This is a genomic window from Streptomonospora alba (assembly GCF_000826685.1).
Taxonomy (GTDB): domain Bacteria; phylum Actinomycetota; class Actinomycetes; order Streptosporangiales; family Streptosporangiaceae; genus Streptomonospora; species Streptomonospora alba.
The window spans coordinates 40,478-54,990 of sequence record NZ_JROO01000020.1; the positions used below are offsets into that span (position 1 = coordinate 40,478).

General features: G+C 69.0%; 11 protein-coding genes. 4 read left to right on the forward strand and 7 right to left on the reverse strand.

Features of this window, described 5'->3' with window-relative positions:
- Positions 1-33: 33 nt before the first annotated feature.
- The 7 genes from gyrA to dnaA all read right to left on the reverse strand — a co-directional run bounded on the left by gyrA (position 34) and on the right by dnaA (position 11,668).
- Positions 34-2,655, reverse strand: coding sequence for a DNA gyrase subunit A (gene gyrA / locus LP52_RS11435; protein WP_040273142.1), 2,622 nt, complete (start codon positions 2,653-2,655; stop codon positions 34-36).
- 55 nt (positions 2,656-2,710) lie between these two features.
- Positions 2,711-4,648: a DNA topoisomerase (ATP-hydrolyzing) subunit B gene (gene gyrB / locus LP52_RS11440; RefSeq protein ID WP_274518806.1), complete on the reverse strand. Its 1,938-nt coding sequence runs from the start codon at positions 4,646-4,648 to the stop codon at positions 2,711-2,713.
- A gap of 395 nt (positions 4,649-5,043) precedes the next feature.
- Positions 5,044-5,535 (reverse strand): DUF721 domain-containing protein, encoded by a 492-nt coding sequence (locus LP52_RS11445; RefSeq protein ID WP_040273144.1) that lies wholly within the window; start codon positions 5,533-5,535, stop codon positions 5,044-5,046.
- Entirely contained in the window at positions 5,528-6,658 is a 1,131-nt protein-coding gene (gene recF, locus LP52_RS11450) for a DNA replication/repair protein RecF (protein WP_040273146.1), read from the reverse strand. Before recF ends, LP52_RS11445 begins: the two co-directional genes overlap by 8 nt.
- 199 nt (positions 6,659-6,857) lie before the next feature.
- On the reverse strand, positions 6,858-7,760 hold the full coding sequence (gene gnd / locus LP52_RS11455) for a phosphogluconate dehydrogenase (NAD(+)-dependent, decarboxylating) (RefSeq protein WP_040273147.1): 903 nt from the start codon (positions 7,758-7,760) through the stop codon (positions 6,858-6,860).
- A gap of 53 nt (positions 7,761-7,813) precedes the next feature.
- On the reverse strand, positions 7,814-8,950 hold the full coding sequence (dnaN, locus tag LP52_RS11460) for a DNA polymerase III subunit beta (protein ID WP_040273149.1): 1,137 nt from the start codon (positions 8,948-8,950) through the stop codon (positions 7,814-7,816).
- A 681-nt stretch (positions 8,951-9,631) separates the two neighbouring features.
- A complete protein-coding gene (dnaA, locus tag LP52_RS11465; protein ID WP_040273151.1) occupies positions 9,632-11,668 on the reverse strand; it encodes a chromosomal replication initiator protein DnaA in 2,037 nt (678 codons plus the stop codon).
- Positions 11,669-12,474: 806 nt separating this feature from the next.
- Here dnaA and rpmH point away from each other — a divergent pair.
- The 4 genes from rpmH (at position 12,475) to yidC (ending at position 14,415) form a co-directional block, all read left to right on the forward strand.
- Complete coding sequence (gene rpmH, locus LP52_RS26535; RefSeq protein ID WP_084723123.1) at positions 12,475-12,618, forward strand: 50S ribosomal protein L34; 144 nt, start codon at positions 12,475-12,477, stop codon at positions 12,616-12,618.
- A 90-nt stretch (positions 12,619-12,708) separates the two neighbouring features.
- Positions 12,709-13,140: a ribonuclease P protein component gene (rnpA, locus tag LP52_RS11470; protein WP_040273152.1), complete on the forward strand. Its 432-nt coding sequence runs from the start codon at positions 12,709-12,711 to the stop codon at positions 13,138-13,140.
- A complete protein-coding gene (gene yidD, locus LP52_RS26540; protein ID WP_084723124.1) occupies positions 13,137-13,448 on the forward strand; it encodes a membrane protein insertion efficiency factor YidD in 312 nt (103 codons plus the stop codon). The genes rnpA and yidD overlap by 4 nt, the downstream gene beginning before the upstream one ends.
- Positions 13,449-13,476: 28 nt before the next feature.
- Complete coding sequence (gene yidC / locus LP52_RS11475; RefSeq protein WP_040273154.1) at positions 13,477-14,415, forward strand: membrane protein insertase YidC; 939 nt, start codon at positions 13,477-13,479, stop codon at positions 14,413-14,415.
- Positions 14,416-14,513: the final 98 nt, after the last annotated feature.

Here is a 14,513-nt window from a genome sequence, read left to right on the forward strand (position 1 = left end):
ATCTCAGCGCGATTCCGGCACTCCGTCAGAACCTCAGGACTCCTCGTCTTCCGATCCCTCGGTGCCGCCGCCCGTCTCGACCGGGTCGGCCTCCAGCTCACCGGACGCGCCCTCGGCCCCGGTCTGGGTCGCGGCGGCCGCGACCTCCTCGACCTGGTCCTCGTCGGCCTCGGCGTTGCGGGCGACGGCCACCACCTGGTTGCCCTCGTCCAGATTCATCAGCCGCACTCCCATGGTCGCCCGGCCCGACTGCTTGACCTGCGAGCAGTGGGTACGGATCACCCCGCCGGCCGACGTGATCGCGAAGACCTCGTCCTTCTCCGGCGAGACCATCAGCGCGCCCACAAGCCTTCCGCGCGTCTCGACGACCTTGGCCGTCAGCACGCCCTTGCCGCCGCGGTTCTGCACCGGGTACTGGTCAGCCGGTGTCCGCTTGGCATAGCCGCCCTCGGTGGCGACCAGCACGTCGGCGGGCCCGTCGGACTCCCGGACGACGTCCATGCTGAGCAGGTACTCGCCTTCCTGGAAGCGCATCCCGATGACGCCGCTGGTGGCGCGCCCCATCGGCCGCAGGGACTCGTCGGAGGCGGGGAACCGGATCGCCTGGGCGTCGCCGCTGATCAGCAGCAGGTCGTCGGTGGCGAAGACCAGCCGCGCCGAGATCAGCTCGTCGTCGTCGCGCAGGTTGATGGCGATGATTCCGGCCGAACGGGAGGAGTCGAAGTCCTCCAGCCGCGACTTCTTCACCAGTCCCTGACGGGTGGCCAGCACCAGGTACGGCGCGTCGTCGTACCCGCGCAGCGCCATGACCTGGGTGATCTCCTCGTCGGGCTGGAACTCCATCAGGTTGGCGACGTGCTGGCCGCGGGCGTCACGGGCCGCCTCGGGCAGCTCGTAGGCCTTGATGCGGTAGACGCGCCCCTTGTTCGTGAAGAACAGGATCCAGTTGTGCGTGGTGGTGACGAAGAAGTGCTGGACGATGTCGTCCTGCCGCAGCTGAGCTCCACGTACGCCCTTGCCGCCGCGCTTCTGCGCGCGGTAGCCGTCGAGCCGGGTGCGCTTCGCGTAGCCGCCGCGGGTGATCGTGACGACCACGTCGTCCTCGGCGATGAAGTCCTCCATACGCATATCCCCCTCGAAAGGGATGATGTGCGTGCGGCGCTCGTCGCCGTACTTCTCGACGATCTCGCGGAGTTCGTCCCCGACGATCCGGCGCTGCCGCTCCGGCGAGGCCAGGATGTCGTTGTAGTCGTCGATCTGAGCCATCAGCTCGTCGTACTCGGTGGTGAGCGCCTGGCGCTCCAGGGCGGCGAGCTTGCGCAGCTGCATGTCCAGGATCGCCCGCGCCTGGACGTCGTCGATCTCCAGGAGCCCCATCAGGCCGGTCTTGGCCTCGTCGGCCGACGCGCTGCCGCGGATGAGCGCGATGACCTCGTCGATGCGGTCGATGGCGCGCAGCAGCGCCCGCAGAATGTGGGCGCGCTCCTCGGCCTTGCGCAGCAGGTAGCGCGTGCGGCGGACGATGACGTCGATCTGGTGCCCGACCCAGTACCGGATGAGCTGGTCCAGCCGCAGCGTGCGCGGCACGCCGTCGACCAGCGCGAGCATGTTCGCGCCGAAGGTCTCCTGCAGCTGGGTGTGCTTGTACAGGTTGTTGAGGACGACCTTGGCGACGGCGTCGCGCTTGAGCACGATGACCAGGCGCTGGCCGGTGCGACCGCTGCTCTCGTCCTTGACGTCGGCGATGCCGGAGATCTTGCCGTCCTTGACCAGCTCGGCGATCTTCAGCGCGAGGTTGTCCGGGTTGACCTGGTAGGGCAGCTCGGTGACGACGAGCGTCTGGCGCCCCCGCGAGTCCTCCTCGACCTCCACGACCGCGCGCATGGTGATCGAGCCGCGCCCGGTGCGGTAGGCCTCCTCGATGCCGCGGCGGCCCACGATGAGCCCGTTGGTGGGGAAGTCGGGACCCTTGACCCGGGCGATCAGCTCGTCCAGCAGGGTTTCGTCGGATGCCTCGGGGTTGGCCAGGAACCACTGGACTCCGTCGGCGACCTCGCGCAGGTTGTGCGGCGGGATGTTGGTGGCCATGCCCACCGCGATGCCGGCGGAGCCGTTCACCAGCAGGTTGGGGATGCGTGAGGGAAGTACGACGGGCTCCTGGGAGCGGCCGTCGTAGTTGGGCCGGAAGTCGACGGTCTCTTTGTCGATGTCCCGCAGCATCTCCATGGCCAGCGGCGCGAGCTTGCACTCGGTGTAGCGCATGGCCGCGGCGGGGTCGTTGCCGGGGGAGCCGAAGTTGCCGTTGCCGTCGACCAGCGGCATCCGCATCGACCACGACTGGGCGAGGCGCACCAGGGTGTCGTAGATGGCGCTGTCGCCGTGCGGGTGGTAATTGCCCATCACGTCGCCGACGACACGGGCGCACTTGAAGTAGCCGCGGTCGGGCCGGTACCCGCCGTCGTACATCGCGTAGAGCACCCGCTGATGCACGGGCTTCAAGCCGTCGCGCACGTCGGGCAGCGCGCGGCCGACGATGACCGACATCGCGTAATCCAGGTAGCTGCGCTGCATCTCGACCTGGATGTCGACCGGCTCGACGCGCTGGCGCGGGCCTTCGGCCTCTTCCGGAGCTTCCGGTGTGTTCGCATCCGTCACTGGATGTCGATCCTTTTCTGCTGAGTCGTTCGCTGCCGTCGGGGATGTGCCGGCGTCAGATGTCGAGGAAGCGGACGTCCCGGGCGTTGCGTTGGATGAAGGAGCGCCGCGACTCGACGTCCTCGCCCATGAGCACGCTGAACATCTCGTCGGCCTGCGCGGCGTCGTCGAGGTTCACCTGGAGCAGAACGCGGCCGTCGGGATCCATCGTGGTCTCCCACAGCTCCTTCGCGTTCATCTCGCCCAGGCCCTTGAAGCGCTGCACGAGGTCGCGCGGCCGGGGGTCGCGCTTGCCGGCGGCGATGCCGGCGGCGACCAGTTCGTCGCGCTCGCGATCGGAGTAGGCGTAGTCGGCGTCGCCGCCGCGCTGGTCCCACTTGATCTTGTAGAGCGGCGGCTGCGCGAGGTAGACGTAACCCGCCTCGATCAGCGGCTTCATGAACCGGAACAGCAGCGTGAGCAGGAGCGTGCGGATGTGCTGGCCGTCGATGTCGGCGTCGGCCATCAGGATGATCTTGTGGTACCGCAGCTTGGAGGCGTCGAAGTCGTCGTGGATGCCGGTACCCAGGGCGGTGATGATCGCCTGGACCTCGTTGTTCTTGAGGATCCTGTCGATGCGCGACTTCTCGACGTTGAGGATCTTGCCGCGGATGGGCAGGATCGCCTGGTAGTGCGGGTCGCGCCCGCCCTTGGCCGAGCCGCCGGCGGAGTCGCCCTCGACGATGTAGACCTCGGACTTCTCCGGCTCGGTGGACTGGCAGTCCGAGAGCTTGCCCGGCAGGGAGGTGGACTCCAGCAGGGTCTTGCGCCGGGTCAGGTCGCGCGCCTGGCGCGCGGCTATGCGGGCGCGGGCCGCCTGGCTGGCCTTGGTGACGACGTCCTTGGCCTCACCGGGGTTGCGTTCGAACCAGTCGCGCAGGTGCTCGTGGGTGACGCGCTGGACGAACGACTTCGCCTCGGTGTTGCCCAGCTTGGTCTTGGTCTGGCCCTCGAACTGGGGATCGGCGAGCTTGACCGAGATGATGGCGGTGAGGCCCTCGCGGATGTCGTCGCCGGTGAGGTTGTCGTCCTTTTCCCGCAGCAGCTTCTGCTCGCGCGCGTACCGGTTGACCACCGACGTCAGCGCGGTGCGGAACCCCTCCTCGTGCGTGCCGCCCTCGGCCGTGTTGATGGTGTTGGCGAAGGTGTGCACCGAGGAGGTGAACGACTGGTTCCACTGCATCGAGATCTCGGTGGAGATCCCCTCGCCCTCCTCCTCGAAGCCGATGATCGAGGCGTGGGCGGGCTCCTTCGTCGTGTTGATGTGCGCGACGAAGTCCGAGATGCCGTTCTCGTAGTGGTAGGTGTGCACCAGCGGGGTGTCGCCGACGAACTCCGGGCGTTCGTCGCGAATGGTGATGGACAGTCCCTTGTTCAGGAACGCCATCTCCTGCATGCGCCGCGCGAGGGTCTCGAAGCTGTAGGTGGTGCTCTCGAAGATCGTGTCGTCGGCCCAGAAGACGGTCTGGGTACCGGTCTCGGAGGTCTCCTCCCCGCGCTCGAGGGGCGCGACGGGGCGCGCGGTGCTGTAGCTCTGCCGCCAGACGTTGCCGTCGCGGCAGATCTCGATCTCCAGGCGCGACGACAGCGCGTTGACCACGGTGACGCCCACGCCGTGCAGACCGCCCGAGACCGCGTAGGACTTGCCGTCGAACTTGCCGCCCGCATGCAGCGTGGTATGGATGACCTCCACCGCGGGACGGTTCTCGACCGGGTGGATGTCGACGGGCATACCGCGGCCGTTGTCGGCCACGCGCACACCGCCGTCGGCTTGCAGGGTCACCTCGATGGCGCTGGCGAATCCCGCAAGCGCCTCGTCGACCGAGTTGTCCACAACCTCGTAGACCAGATGGTGGAGGCCGCGCTCACCGGTCGACCCGATGTACATGCCGGGGCGTTTGCGTACCGCCTCGAGCCCTTCAAGAATCGTGATCGCTGAAGCGTCGTAGGCCAAGTGGAAACACCCTCCTGCTGGGGACGCGTCCCGTCCGGTGCCCCCAGGACATGGGGAGGTCAACCGGGCCGTACGCCACGCAGCACGCATATGCACCGCCGGTACATCCTGCGCCTGGACATCGCCTACCGCCCCGTCTCACACCGCCCTCTCCTCTTGGGGCGGGCTATACCGGCGGAAGCGTCCGAAGAACTACGTACATGATACCGCGCGCACGACTGGAAAGTGGCATCCGCGGCGCTGTGCCGCCCGAGAACGAGTGAACAGACCGGGAGCGGACTCCCTACACGCGAGCACCCCCGTCGACAATTCCCCGCGCCGTTCAGCGCCGTTGAGCGGCATCCCCCTTTTTCAACCGCCGGTCAACGTCCGGTGAGGCCGCGATCACCGAGCGGTCAACGGACCCGCCGCGGCCCGGGACCGCGGCTGCGTCCGGGGGCCTGAACCTTGATGGATGTCACCGTGCCGTGGCCGAGCTCCTCGTTGAGCCTGCGCAGCAGGTCGCGCACCATCGCGCGGGCATGGGCGGCCATGGTCGCCGAATCCGCGGCGACGACCAGCTCACCGGCCTCGTAGGAGACCGGGCGCAGGTGCTGGGCGTTGTAGTCGCCGACGATCTCGTTCCACCGGCCGAAAACGCCGCCGATCGCGACCTGCTCCTGCAAGCCGTGCTCGACCAGCCAGGCGCGTACGGCGTCGCCGAACAGCTGCGGCTCGTTGCGCGAACGTCCCGACCTGCGACGCACAGGGCGGGGGCGCTGCTCAGGGGAGGCGCCCCGCTCGCGGGCGGCGGCCTTAGCCTGGGCCAGCGCCTGGCGAGCGAGATCGGCGCCGCTGGGCGCGGACGGCTCTCCGGCCGAGGAGGGCTCCGGGGCGTCCTCACTCACGTTCGATTCCCCCTTCGACGACGCGGAACCGGGCTCCCTGCAGCTCCGGCGGGATGTCCTCGGCGACGGCTGCGCTGACGAGCACCTGCTCGGCGTGGCGCACGTGCTCGGCCAGGCGCCTGCGGCGCTCGGAGTCGAGTTCGGCGAAGACGTCGTCGAGCAGCAGCACCGGGTCGTCCCCGTCGGCACGAAGCAGCTCGAAGCCCGCCAGGCGCAGCGCCAGCGCGTAGGACCAGGACTCGCCCTGGCTCGCGTAACCCTTCGCGGGGAGCTCGTCCAGGCGCAGATGCAGGTCGTCGCGGTGCGGACCGACGAGGCTGACGCCGCGCTGCAGCTCCTGCACGCGGGCCTCGGCCAGGGCGTCGCGCAGCAGCTGTGCGAGCTGCTCGCGGTCGGCCGGCGGCTGCTCGTCCGAGTCGGACGCCGAGGAGCGGTACTGCAGCACCGGCGGGCCGCCGGCGGTCGTGAGCTCCCCGTAGGCCTTGGCCACCAGCGGCTGGAGTTCGGCGACCAGGGCCAGACGTGCTGCCAGCAGCTCCGCGCCGGCGACGGCGAGGTGCTCGTTCCACACTTCCAGGGTCGACAGGTCGGGCTCGGCGCGCTTGAAGAACTGGGCCGATGCGGACTTGAGCAGTGCGTTGCGCTGCTTGAGGACGCGTTCGTAGTCGGAGCGCACCCCCGCCATTCGGGGGGTGCGGGCGACGAGCAGTTCGTCGAGGAAGCGCCGCCGTTCACCGGGGTCGCCCTTGACCAGGGAAAGGTCCTCAGGCGCGAACAGGACCGTACGCAGCACCCCCAGCACCTCGCGGGGGCGGGTGGCGGGCGCCCGGTTGAGCCGCGCACGGTTCGCCTTACCGGGGTTGATCTCCAGTTCGACGGCGGCCTGGCGCTCGTCCTTGACGATGGCGGCGCGCACGATCGCGCGTTCGGCTCCCTTGCGGACCAGCGGCGAGTCGGTGGCCACGCGGTGGCTGCCCAGTGTGGCGACGTAGCCGATCGCCTCGACGAGGTTGGTCTTGCCTTGTCCGTTGGGGCCGACGAAGGTACTGATCCCGGGGCCGAGCTCCAGGTGAACCGACTCGTACGATCGATAGTCGGCCAGCTGCAAATGGGAAACGTACATCCGACCTCTCCTGGTGCCCGGGAACGCCGATGGCCGGCGGCGAGCCGCACGGGTTCTTCGGTTTCACGTGAAACCCGGAGCGCCCGGTCGGTCGCGGTGATGTGCCGGAGCCGACCGGAGCCCAAGTCCAGTCAACCGCGCCCCGGCGACAGACCCGGGCGCGCCCGCCCGAAACGGCGGCCGGGCGGCGGGGGAGCGGTCAGCTCCCGGGCGTCTGCTCGGGATCGTCGCCGGAGCTGGTGACCTCGTGCCCACCGAACTGGTTGCGCAGCGCGGCGACCACCTTCATCGCCGGGCTGTCGTCCTGGCGGGAGGCGAAACGCGCGAACAGCGCCGCGGAGATCACCGGCGCGGGGACGGCGTGGTCCACCGCGGCCTGCACCGTCCACCGGCCCTCGCCGGAGTCCTGGGCATAGCCCCGGATGGATTCGAGCCCGGGGTCCTCGCGCAGGGCGCGCACGAGCAGGTCGAGCAGCCAGGAGCGCACCACCGTGCCCTGGCGCCAGCTGTCGAAGGTTCCGGGGACGTCGTCGACGATGTCGGAGGCGGCCATCAGCTCGTAGCCCTCGGCGAAGGCCTGCATCATGCCGTACTCGATGCCGTTGTGCACCATCTTGACGAAGTGGCCGGCGCCGACGCCGCCCGCGGTCACGTAACCGCCGTCGTCGGGGGTCAGCGCGGTGAAGATCGGCTCGGCGCGCGCGACGTCCTCGGGCTCGCCGCCGACCATGATGCCGTAGCCCTCCTGGCGGCCCCACACGCCGCCGCTCACGCCCGCGTCGACGTAGGCGATCCCGCGCTCGCGCAGCGCTTCGGCGCACTTGCGGTCGTCGGCGTAGTGGGAGTTGCCGCCCTCGATGATGAGGTCGCCGGACTCCAGCACTTCGGCGAGCTGGTCGATGGTCTCCCGGGTGGGGTCGCCCGCGGGCACCATCAGCCAGATCGTCCGCGGGGCCGCGAGCCGCTGGGCGAGCTCGGCCAGGCTGGCCACGTCGCGCAACTCGGGGTCGAAGTCGAATCCGACGACCTCGTGGCCCTTGTCGCGCAGGCGACCGGCCATGTTGCCGCCCATCTTGCCCAGTCCGACCATCCCTAGTTGCATGAGTGTGTCATCCCCCTAATACGACCTGGATCGGTGTGCGCTCGCCGGCGATGTCAGCCCGACAGCCGGACCGGCATGATCAGGTAGCGGTAGTCGGCGGTCGCCTCGTCGTCGGCGGGCTTGCCCGTGATGATCGCCGGTTTGGTCGAGGTCGTGAACTGCAGCCGGGCGACGTCGGAGTCGATCGCCGAAAGGCCGTCGAGCAGGAACGCGGAGTTGAAGGCGATCTGGACCTCGTCGCCGTCCAGGGACGCGTCCAGAGCCTCCACAGCCTGTGCCTCGTCGCCGGTTCCGGCCTCCAGCACGAGCTGGCCCTCGCTGAAGGCCAGGCGCAGCGGCGTGTTGCGCTCGGCGACCAGGGAGACGCGCTTGACCGCTTCGATGAACTCGCCGCGCTGGACCTCGGCCACCGAGTTGAACGAGTCGGGCAGCAGCGCGCGGTACTTGGGGAACTCGCCGTCGAGCAGGCGCGTGGTGGTGCGGCGGCCGCCGCCCTCGAAGCCGATCATGCCCTCGCCGCTCTCGGCGTTGGCCAGTGCGATGGATACCTCGGCTCCGCTCGTCAGCGACTTGGCGGTGTCGGCGAGGGTCTTGGCCGGGACCAGCGCGACGGCGGAGACGTCGGGATTCTCCGGCTTCCAGGGAAGCTCGCGCACCGCCAGGCGGTAGCGGTCGGTCGAGGCCAGCGTGACGGTGTCGCCCTCGATCTCGATCCGCACACCGGTGAGCATCGGCAGCGTGTCGTCGCGTCCCGCCGCGACAGCGACCTGGCCGACCGCGGCGGCGAAGGCGTCGCTGCCGATCGAGCCGGTCTGCTCGGGCATCGCCGGAAGCGAGGGATAGTCCTCCACAGGCAGGGTCAGCAGTGTGAACTTCGCGCTGCCGCAGGTGACCACGACCTTGGCGCCATCGGTGCTGATCTCCACAGTCTGGGGAGGCAGATTGCGCGTGATCTCGGCGAGCAGGCGGCCCGAGACCAGGGTGGTCCCCGCCTCCTCGGCGTCGATGTCCACCGAGACCTGTGCGGAGACCTCGTAGTCGAAGCTGGAGAGCCTCAGCCGGCCGCCCTCGTCTGCGGTGGCGTCCAGCAGCATGCCGGCCAGTACCGGAACCGACGGCCGGGACGGCAGGCTACGGGCGGTCCAGGCGACGGCGTCGGCCAGTACGTCACGTTCGACCCGGAACTTCACTATCCGACTCACTTTCCTCGAAACCAGGTGGCCCCTGTGAGTGCTGGGGGCGGTGTCGCGGCGGTGGCACCGGTCGCGTCACGGGGACGGCTTCACACGGTACCCGGATTCACCCGCCCCCGCTGCCCACCACACCCGATCGCCGAACCCCTCGGCGGCGTCCGGCTCACCGGATGGGGCCGGAGGTTCGTTCATCCACAGATCCGGGGCTCAGCTGTTTTACCAAGGCACTGAGAGATAAATGGTGGCGTCGTAGTAGTAGGGGCTGTGGATAGTGTGGATAACCATTGTATTCGCAGGTCATCCCCGAAATTTTTGTCCACCGGCCCTGTGGGCGGAGCTTGGGGAGAACTCGGCGCGCTGTGGACGGCCATCGGGGCTGCACAACCGATCCACAGGTTATCCACGGGCGCTCCACAGGTTATCCACCGGATACCCACAGGGCCTGGGAGACCCGGCGAGACGGGCGGCGTCCTCGGCCCACAGGCCGTCCCCAATCCGTCCCCAAGTTGTCCACCGGAATCGGTCGGTTATCCGCAGGGTTATCCACCGGTTTTCCACAGACAATCCGGTCACCTTGGGGATAACTCCGGTTGGATCGCCGTGAAATCGGCACGAGAATTTTCCGCGGCGGCAGGAGCAGCGGCAGCCGGCCCGGCCCGGCAGGGGCGGACCGGACCCTCACCCGTTGCGCGACTGCTGCTTGATGCGGTTGGTCAACTCGGTGACCTGGTTGTAGATGGACCGGCGCTCGGCCATGAGCGAGCGGATCTTGCGGTCGGCGTGCATCACCGTGGTGTGGTCGCGGCCGAACTGCTGGCCGATCTTGGGCAGCGACAGGTCGGTGAGCTCGCGGCACAGGTACATGGCGATCTGCCGCGCGGTGACCAGCACGCGCGAGCGAGACGTACCGCACAGGTCCTCCGAGCTCAGCCCGAAGTAGGAAGCGGTCTGGGCCATGATGGCCGAGGCGGTGATCTCTGGACCCTCGTCGTCGGGGATCAGGTCCTTGAGGACGATCCCGGTCAGGTGCAGGTCCACCGACTGCCGGTTGAGGCTGGCGAAGGCGGTGACGCGGATCAGCGCGCCCTCCAGCTCCCGGATGTTGGTGGCGATCTTGCTGGCGATGAACTCCAGCACCTCGGGCGGCGCGGCCAGTCCTTCCTGGGCGGCCTTCTTGCGCAGAATCGCGATCCGGGTCTCCAGCTCGGGCGGCTGGACGTCGGTTATCAGTCCCCACTCGAACCGGTTGCGCAGCCGGTCCTCCAGCGTGACCAGCTGCTTGGGCGGGCGGTCGCTGGAGATCACGATCTGCTTGTTGGAGTTGTGCAGCGTGTTGAAGGTGTGGAAGAACTCCTCCTGCGTCTGCTCCTTGTTCTCCAGGAACTGGATGTCGTCGACCAGGAGGACGTCGATGTCGCGGTAGCGCCGCCGGAAGCCGTCGGCCTTGCCGTCGCGGATGGAGTTGATGAACTCGTTGGTGAACTCCTCCGAGCTCACGTAGCGCACGCGGGCGCCGTCGTAGAGCCGCTGGGAGTAGTGGCCGATGGCGTGCAGCAGATGCGTTTTCCCCAGGCCCGAACCGCCGTAGATGAACAGGGGGTTGTAGGCCTTGGCCGGTGCCTCGGCCACCGCGACCGCGGCCGCGTGGGCGAACCTGTTGCTGGAGCCTATGACGAAGGTGTCGAAGGTGTACTTGGGATTCAGCCGTGCGGGCTCCGCAGAGGTGTGCGGCTGGTTGCCCCCCGACGTGTCGGGTGCCGCCGGCGTCGGCGGCGGGGGAGCGGCTCCCTGCACGGCCTCGGTGTCGCCGCCCGAGTCGGAGGCGTCGGGCCGCGGCTCGTCCTCGGGCACGGATGCGGCGGGATTCGGCTCCTGTCGCTCCTGCCCCTGAGCGTCCTGCGGTTGCTGCCACGACGTCCCGGTTTCCCAGGCCGGCGTCTCCCAGCGGTTCGGCGCGTCCCAATCGGCGGCGGAGGGCTGGGCCGGGTGGGGCCGGCCGCCCTGCTGCTGGGGTTCGGTCCGCGGAGGGGACGGCCGGTACTCATGGGCGCCGGGATCGCGGCGCGGGGCGAGCAGGTCGTCGCCCGCCGTGTAGGTGCTGTCCGCGCCGGGACCGGGGCCGAAGCCGTGTGCTTCGGTCCGCGGCGGCTCGGGCGCGGGATAGGCGCTGGGCCGCTGATCCGCTCGGCCCTGCGGTGCCGGCGGTTGCTGGTGCTCGTGCTGGCCGTGCTGCTGGTGCCTGGCGGTCTCGTCCTGGCCCGGCTGCCCGAACTGGCCGTCGGGCACCTCCTCGGTGGCCGACGGGGAGCCCGGCAGGTCCTCGGGTGCGATGGTCGGCTGCTGCGAAGGCCCCGAGGCGGACGCGGGCGGGGCGGAGCCCGCCGCGGGGTCGGGGGAGGGCGGTGTGTAGCCGGCGCCCGCGGGCGGGGCGGCGGGCGGGGGCGGCTGCACCGCGGTGGGGTCGACGGTCACCGCCACCCGGATCTCACGGCCGAGCTCGCTGGAGAGCGCCTGGCTGATCGCCGGGCGCAGGCGGGTCTCCAGTACCTCCTTGGCGAACTCGTTGGGAGCGGCCAGCAGCGCGGTGTCCTCGATCAGACCGAGTGGGCGGGTCTGGGGCAGCCACGCGCGCTGCTGCGGGGGGAGAGTGCTGTTGTCGAGGCTGTTGAGCACGCTCGGCCACACCATTGCGAGGTTGACCTGTGCCTCAGACACGGTGACCTGCCATGGTTCGTCCCCTTCTCACTGGTCTCCTCGATGCGCCGTAGAGCGGTTCGGGTCGTCGTCGACGGTGCGGGCGCCGGAGCCCGACGTTCCATTGTCGCGGTTGCGTGGCCGGGTGCGGGACGGGGCCGCGCTGCCGGTCCACAACACGCCGTCTTGTGGGTAACCTGCGGTGTTCTGTGGATCGGTTGTGTACAGAGGAACGCGGAGCGGTAAGGAGCGGATGACCCCCGACGCGGTGTGTTTCCACAACTCCGAGGCGTGATCCACACGTTGTCCACGTGCTTTTGCACAGCTTCCCAGACACCGTCCACGGACGGCGGGTTATCCACAGTTCGCAGATCACAGGGGTTGCGGTACGTGCCCACAGGCTGTGGACACCGCTCCGCAGAGGGGCATGGGCACTGTCGGCCGCGGACCGCGCGTTTTCCACAGCTTAGGGGCGGCTGCGGCTGATGCACAGCCTGTGGAGAACATGTCGCGAAGTTATCCACAGCCTCGGGAAAACCCGTCCGCGGGTCTGTGAGTGTGAGCGTCGTCGCTGGTGGCCGCGGTGGTGGATTTGACCGGTGCGGGAGCGGGCCGTATGTTCGGTATGCTTGGGCCGTCATCGGTCTGCGCTTGCGGCGGTGCCGCAGCGCACCGCCGCGGCGGCCTGTGGCGCCGTCGGCCCGCCCTCGCTTAAGGGCCCCGTGCGGACCTTTCGCAACGCCCTTCGGTGCCGGAGAGCGCAGATACCGTGCCCCGCTGCCGTGGGGCAGCCGTAGTACTTCGATTACACGCCCCTGGAGCCTGCAGTGAGCAAGCGTACGTTTCAGCCGAACAACCGGCGCCGCGCCAAGGTTCATGGTTTCCGGCTGCGCATGCGGACCCGTGCGGGACGCGCTGTCATCGCAGCGCGCCGTAAGAAGGGGCGCGCGCGGCTGACCGTGAGCCACTAACGGCCACGGTCGACCGATCGACCTGCGGGCCGGCTGTCCCTGCGGCAGCCGGCCTTCGTTGTGCGCTCAAGCCGCCGAGGATCCGATCCGATGTTGTCGCCACAGAACCGCATGCGCCGCAGCGCCGAGTTCACCACCGTGCTGCGGTCCGGTCGGCGCGCCGGACGCGAGGCGCTCAGCGTCGCCTATCTGGCGCCCTCGGCCCGGGAGCGGGAGGCCGCGGTTCCGCCGCGCGTGGGTTTCGCGGTCGGCAAGCCTGTGGGCAACGCGGTGACCCGCAAGCGGGTTCAGCGCCGCCTCCGCCACCTGATGCGGGCGAGGATCGGGCAGCTTCCTCCGGGTAGCCTGCTAGTAGTGCGGGCCAAACCCCTGTCCGCGTCCCTGGGATACGACACGCTGGCCGCGCAACTCGACGGTGCCATCGCCTCGGCGACGCGCCCCCGCAAGCACGCGACACGCCGTCGCAAGGGGCCCGGTGCACCGGAGAAAGCGCGCGGCGGCGGGGATCTGGCGGATTCATGACCGAAGAGACTCCGAGCCGGGCGGCGAAAGCCCTGGTGCTGCCCATCCGCGGCTACCAGCGCTTCATCAGCCCGCTGCTTCCCCCCGATATATGCCGCTTCTACCCGTCATGCAGCCATTATGCGGTAGAGGCGCTGCGCGTCCATGGCGCACCGCGCGGGCTCTGGCTGACCCTACGCCGACTCGCCCGTTGCCATCCTTTCCATCCCGGCGGCCTCGACCCCGTCCCGCAGCGCAGCGGTGCCGCCGGGCAGGGGGCCGAGCCGATCGTCGAACCGGGCACCGCACCGGAACCACCGGGGCAGTAGCCGAACCGAAGGAAGAGGGAGTTGGCCGGTGCTGGACTGGCTTTACAACATCGTCGGCTGGGTGCTGATCCACATCCACTCCGCCTTGACGACCGTCGGGTTCAACCCCGATAGCGGCTGGGCGTGGGGCCTGTCCATCGTCGCTCTGACGATCCTGATGCGGCTGATCATGGTTCCGCTGTTCGTCAAGCAGATGCAGACGCAGCGCAAGATCCAGGACATGCAGCCGCAGCTGATGAAGGTGCGGGAGCGCTACAAGAACGACAAGCAGCGCCTTCAGCAAGAGCAGATGAAGCTCTACCAGGAGAGCGGCACCAACCCCCTGATGGGCTGCCTCCCGCTGCTGCTGCAGATGCCGGTCTTCTTCGCGCTGTTCAACGTGCTGCGCAACGTCGCCCAGGGCAATGCCAACTACGGCTTCACCCCAAGCCTGGTCGAGAGCGCCCAGAACGCGGCGATCTTCCACGCCCCGCTGGCGGCGCAGTTCCTGATGAGCAACCAGGAGTTGGCGAACTACGGCGCGAATCCGTTCATCGCCAAGACGGTGATCGTCATCGCCTGCATAATCATGGGCGGAACGACCTTCCTCACGATGCGCCAGAGCATGAAGCGCAGCACCGTGCAGATGCCCGACAACCCCATGGCGCAGTCGCAGAAGATCATGATGTACCTGGCGCCGGCCTTCGGCCTGTTCGGCCTGGGCATGCCCATCGGCGTGCTGATCTACTGGGTCACGAACAACCTGTGGACCATGGGCCAGCAGCACTTCATCTACCGCAAGCCCGCCACGGCCGGCGCGTCGGACACCGCGGACGCCACCGCCTCCCCGAACGGATCCGCCAAGGGGCTGCTCGGCAAGCGCAAAGAGAGCGCGCCAGAGCCGGTCGAAGAGCCTAAGATCGAGCGTAGGCAGCCGAGGAAGCAGCCGCGGGCCAAGCGCAGCGGCGGCAATCAGCGCAAGGGCTAGTTAGGGCTATCGGGTGATCTCCGTACGAGGCGCGCAGGCACACCACGCCCTGGAGGCGCGTCTTCACGGAGGGCCCCTCAGACGTTAGGAGACGGTTG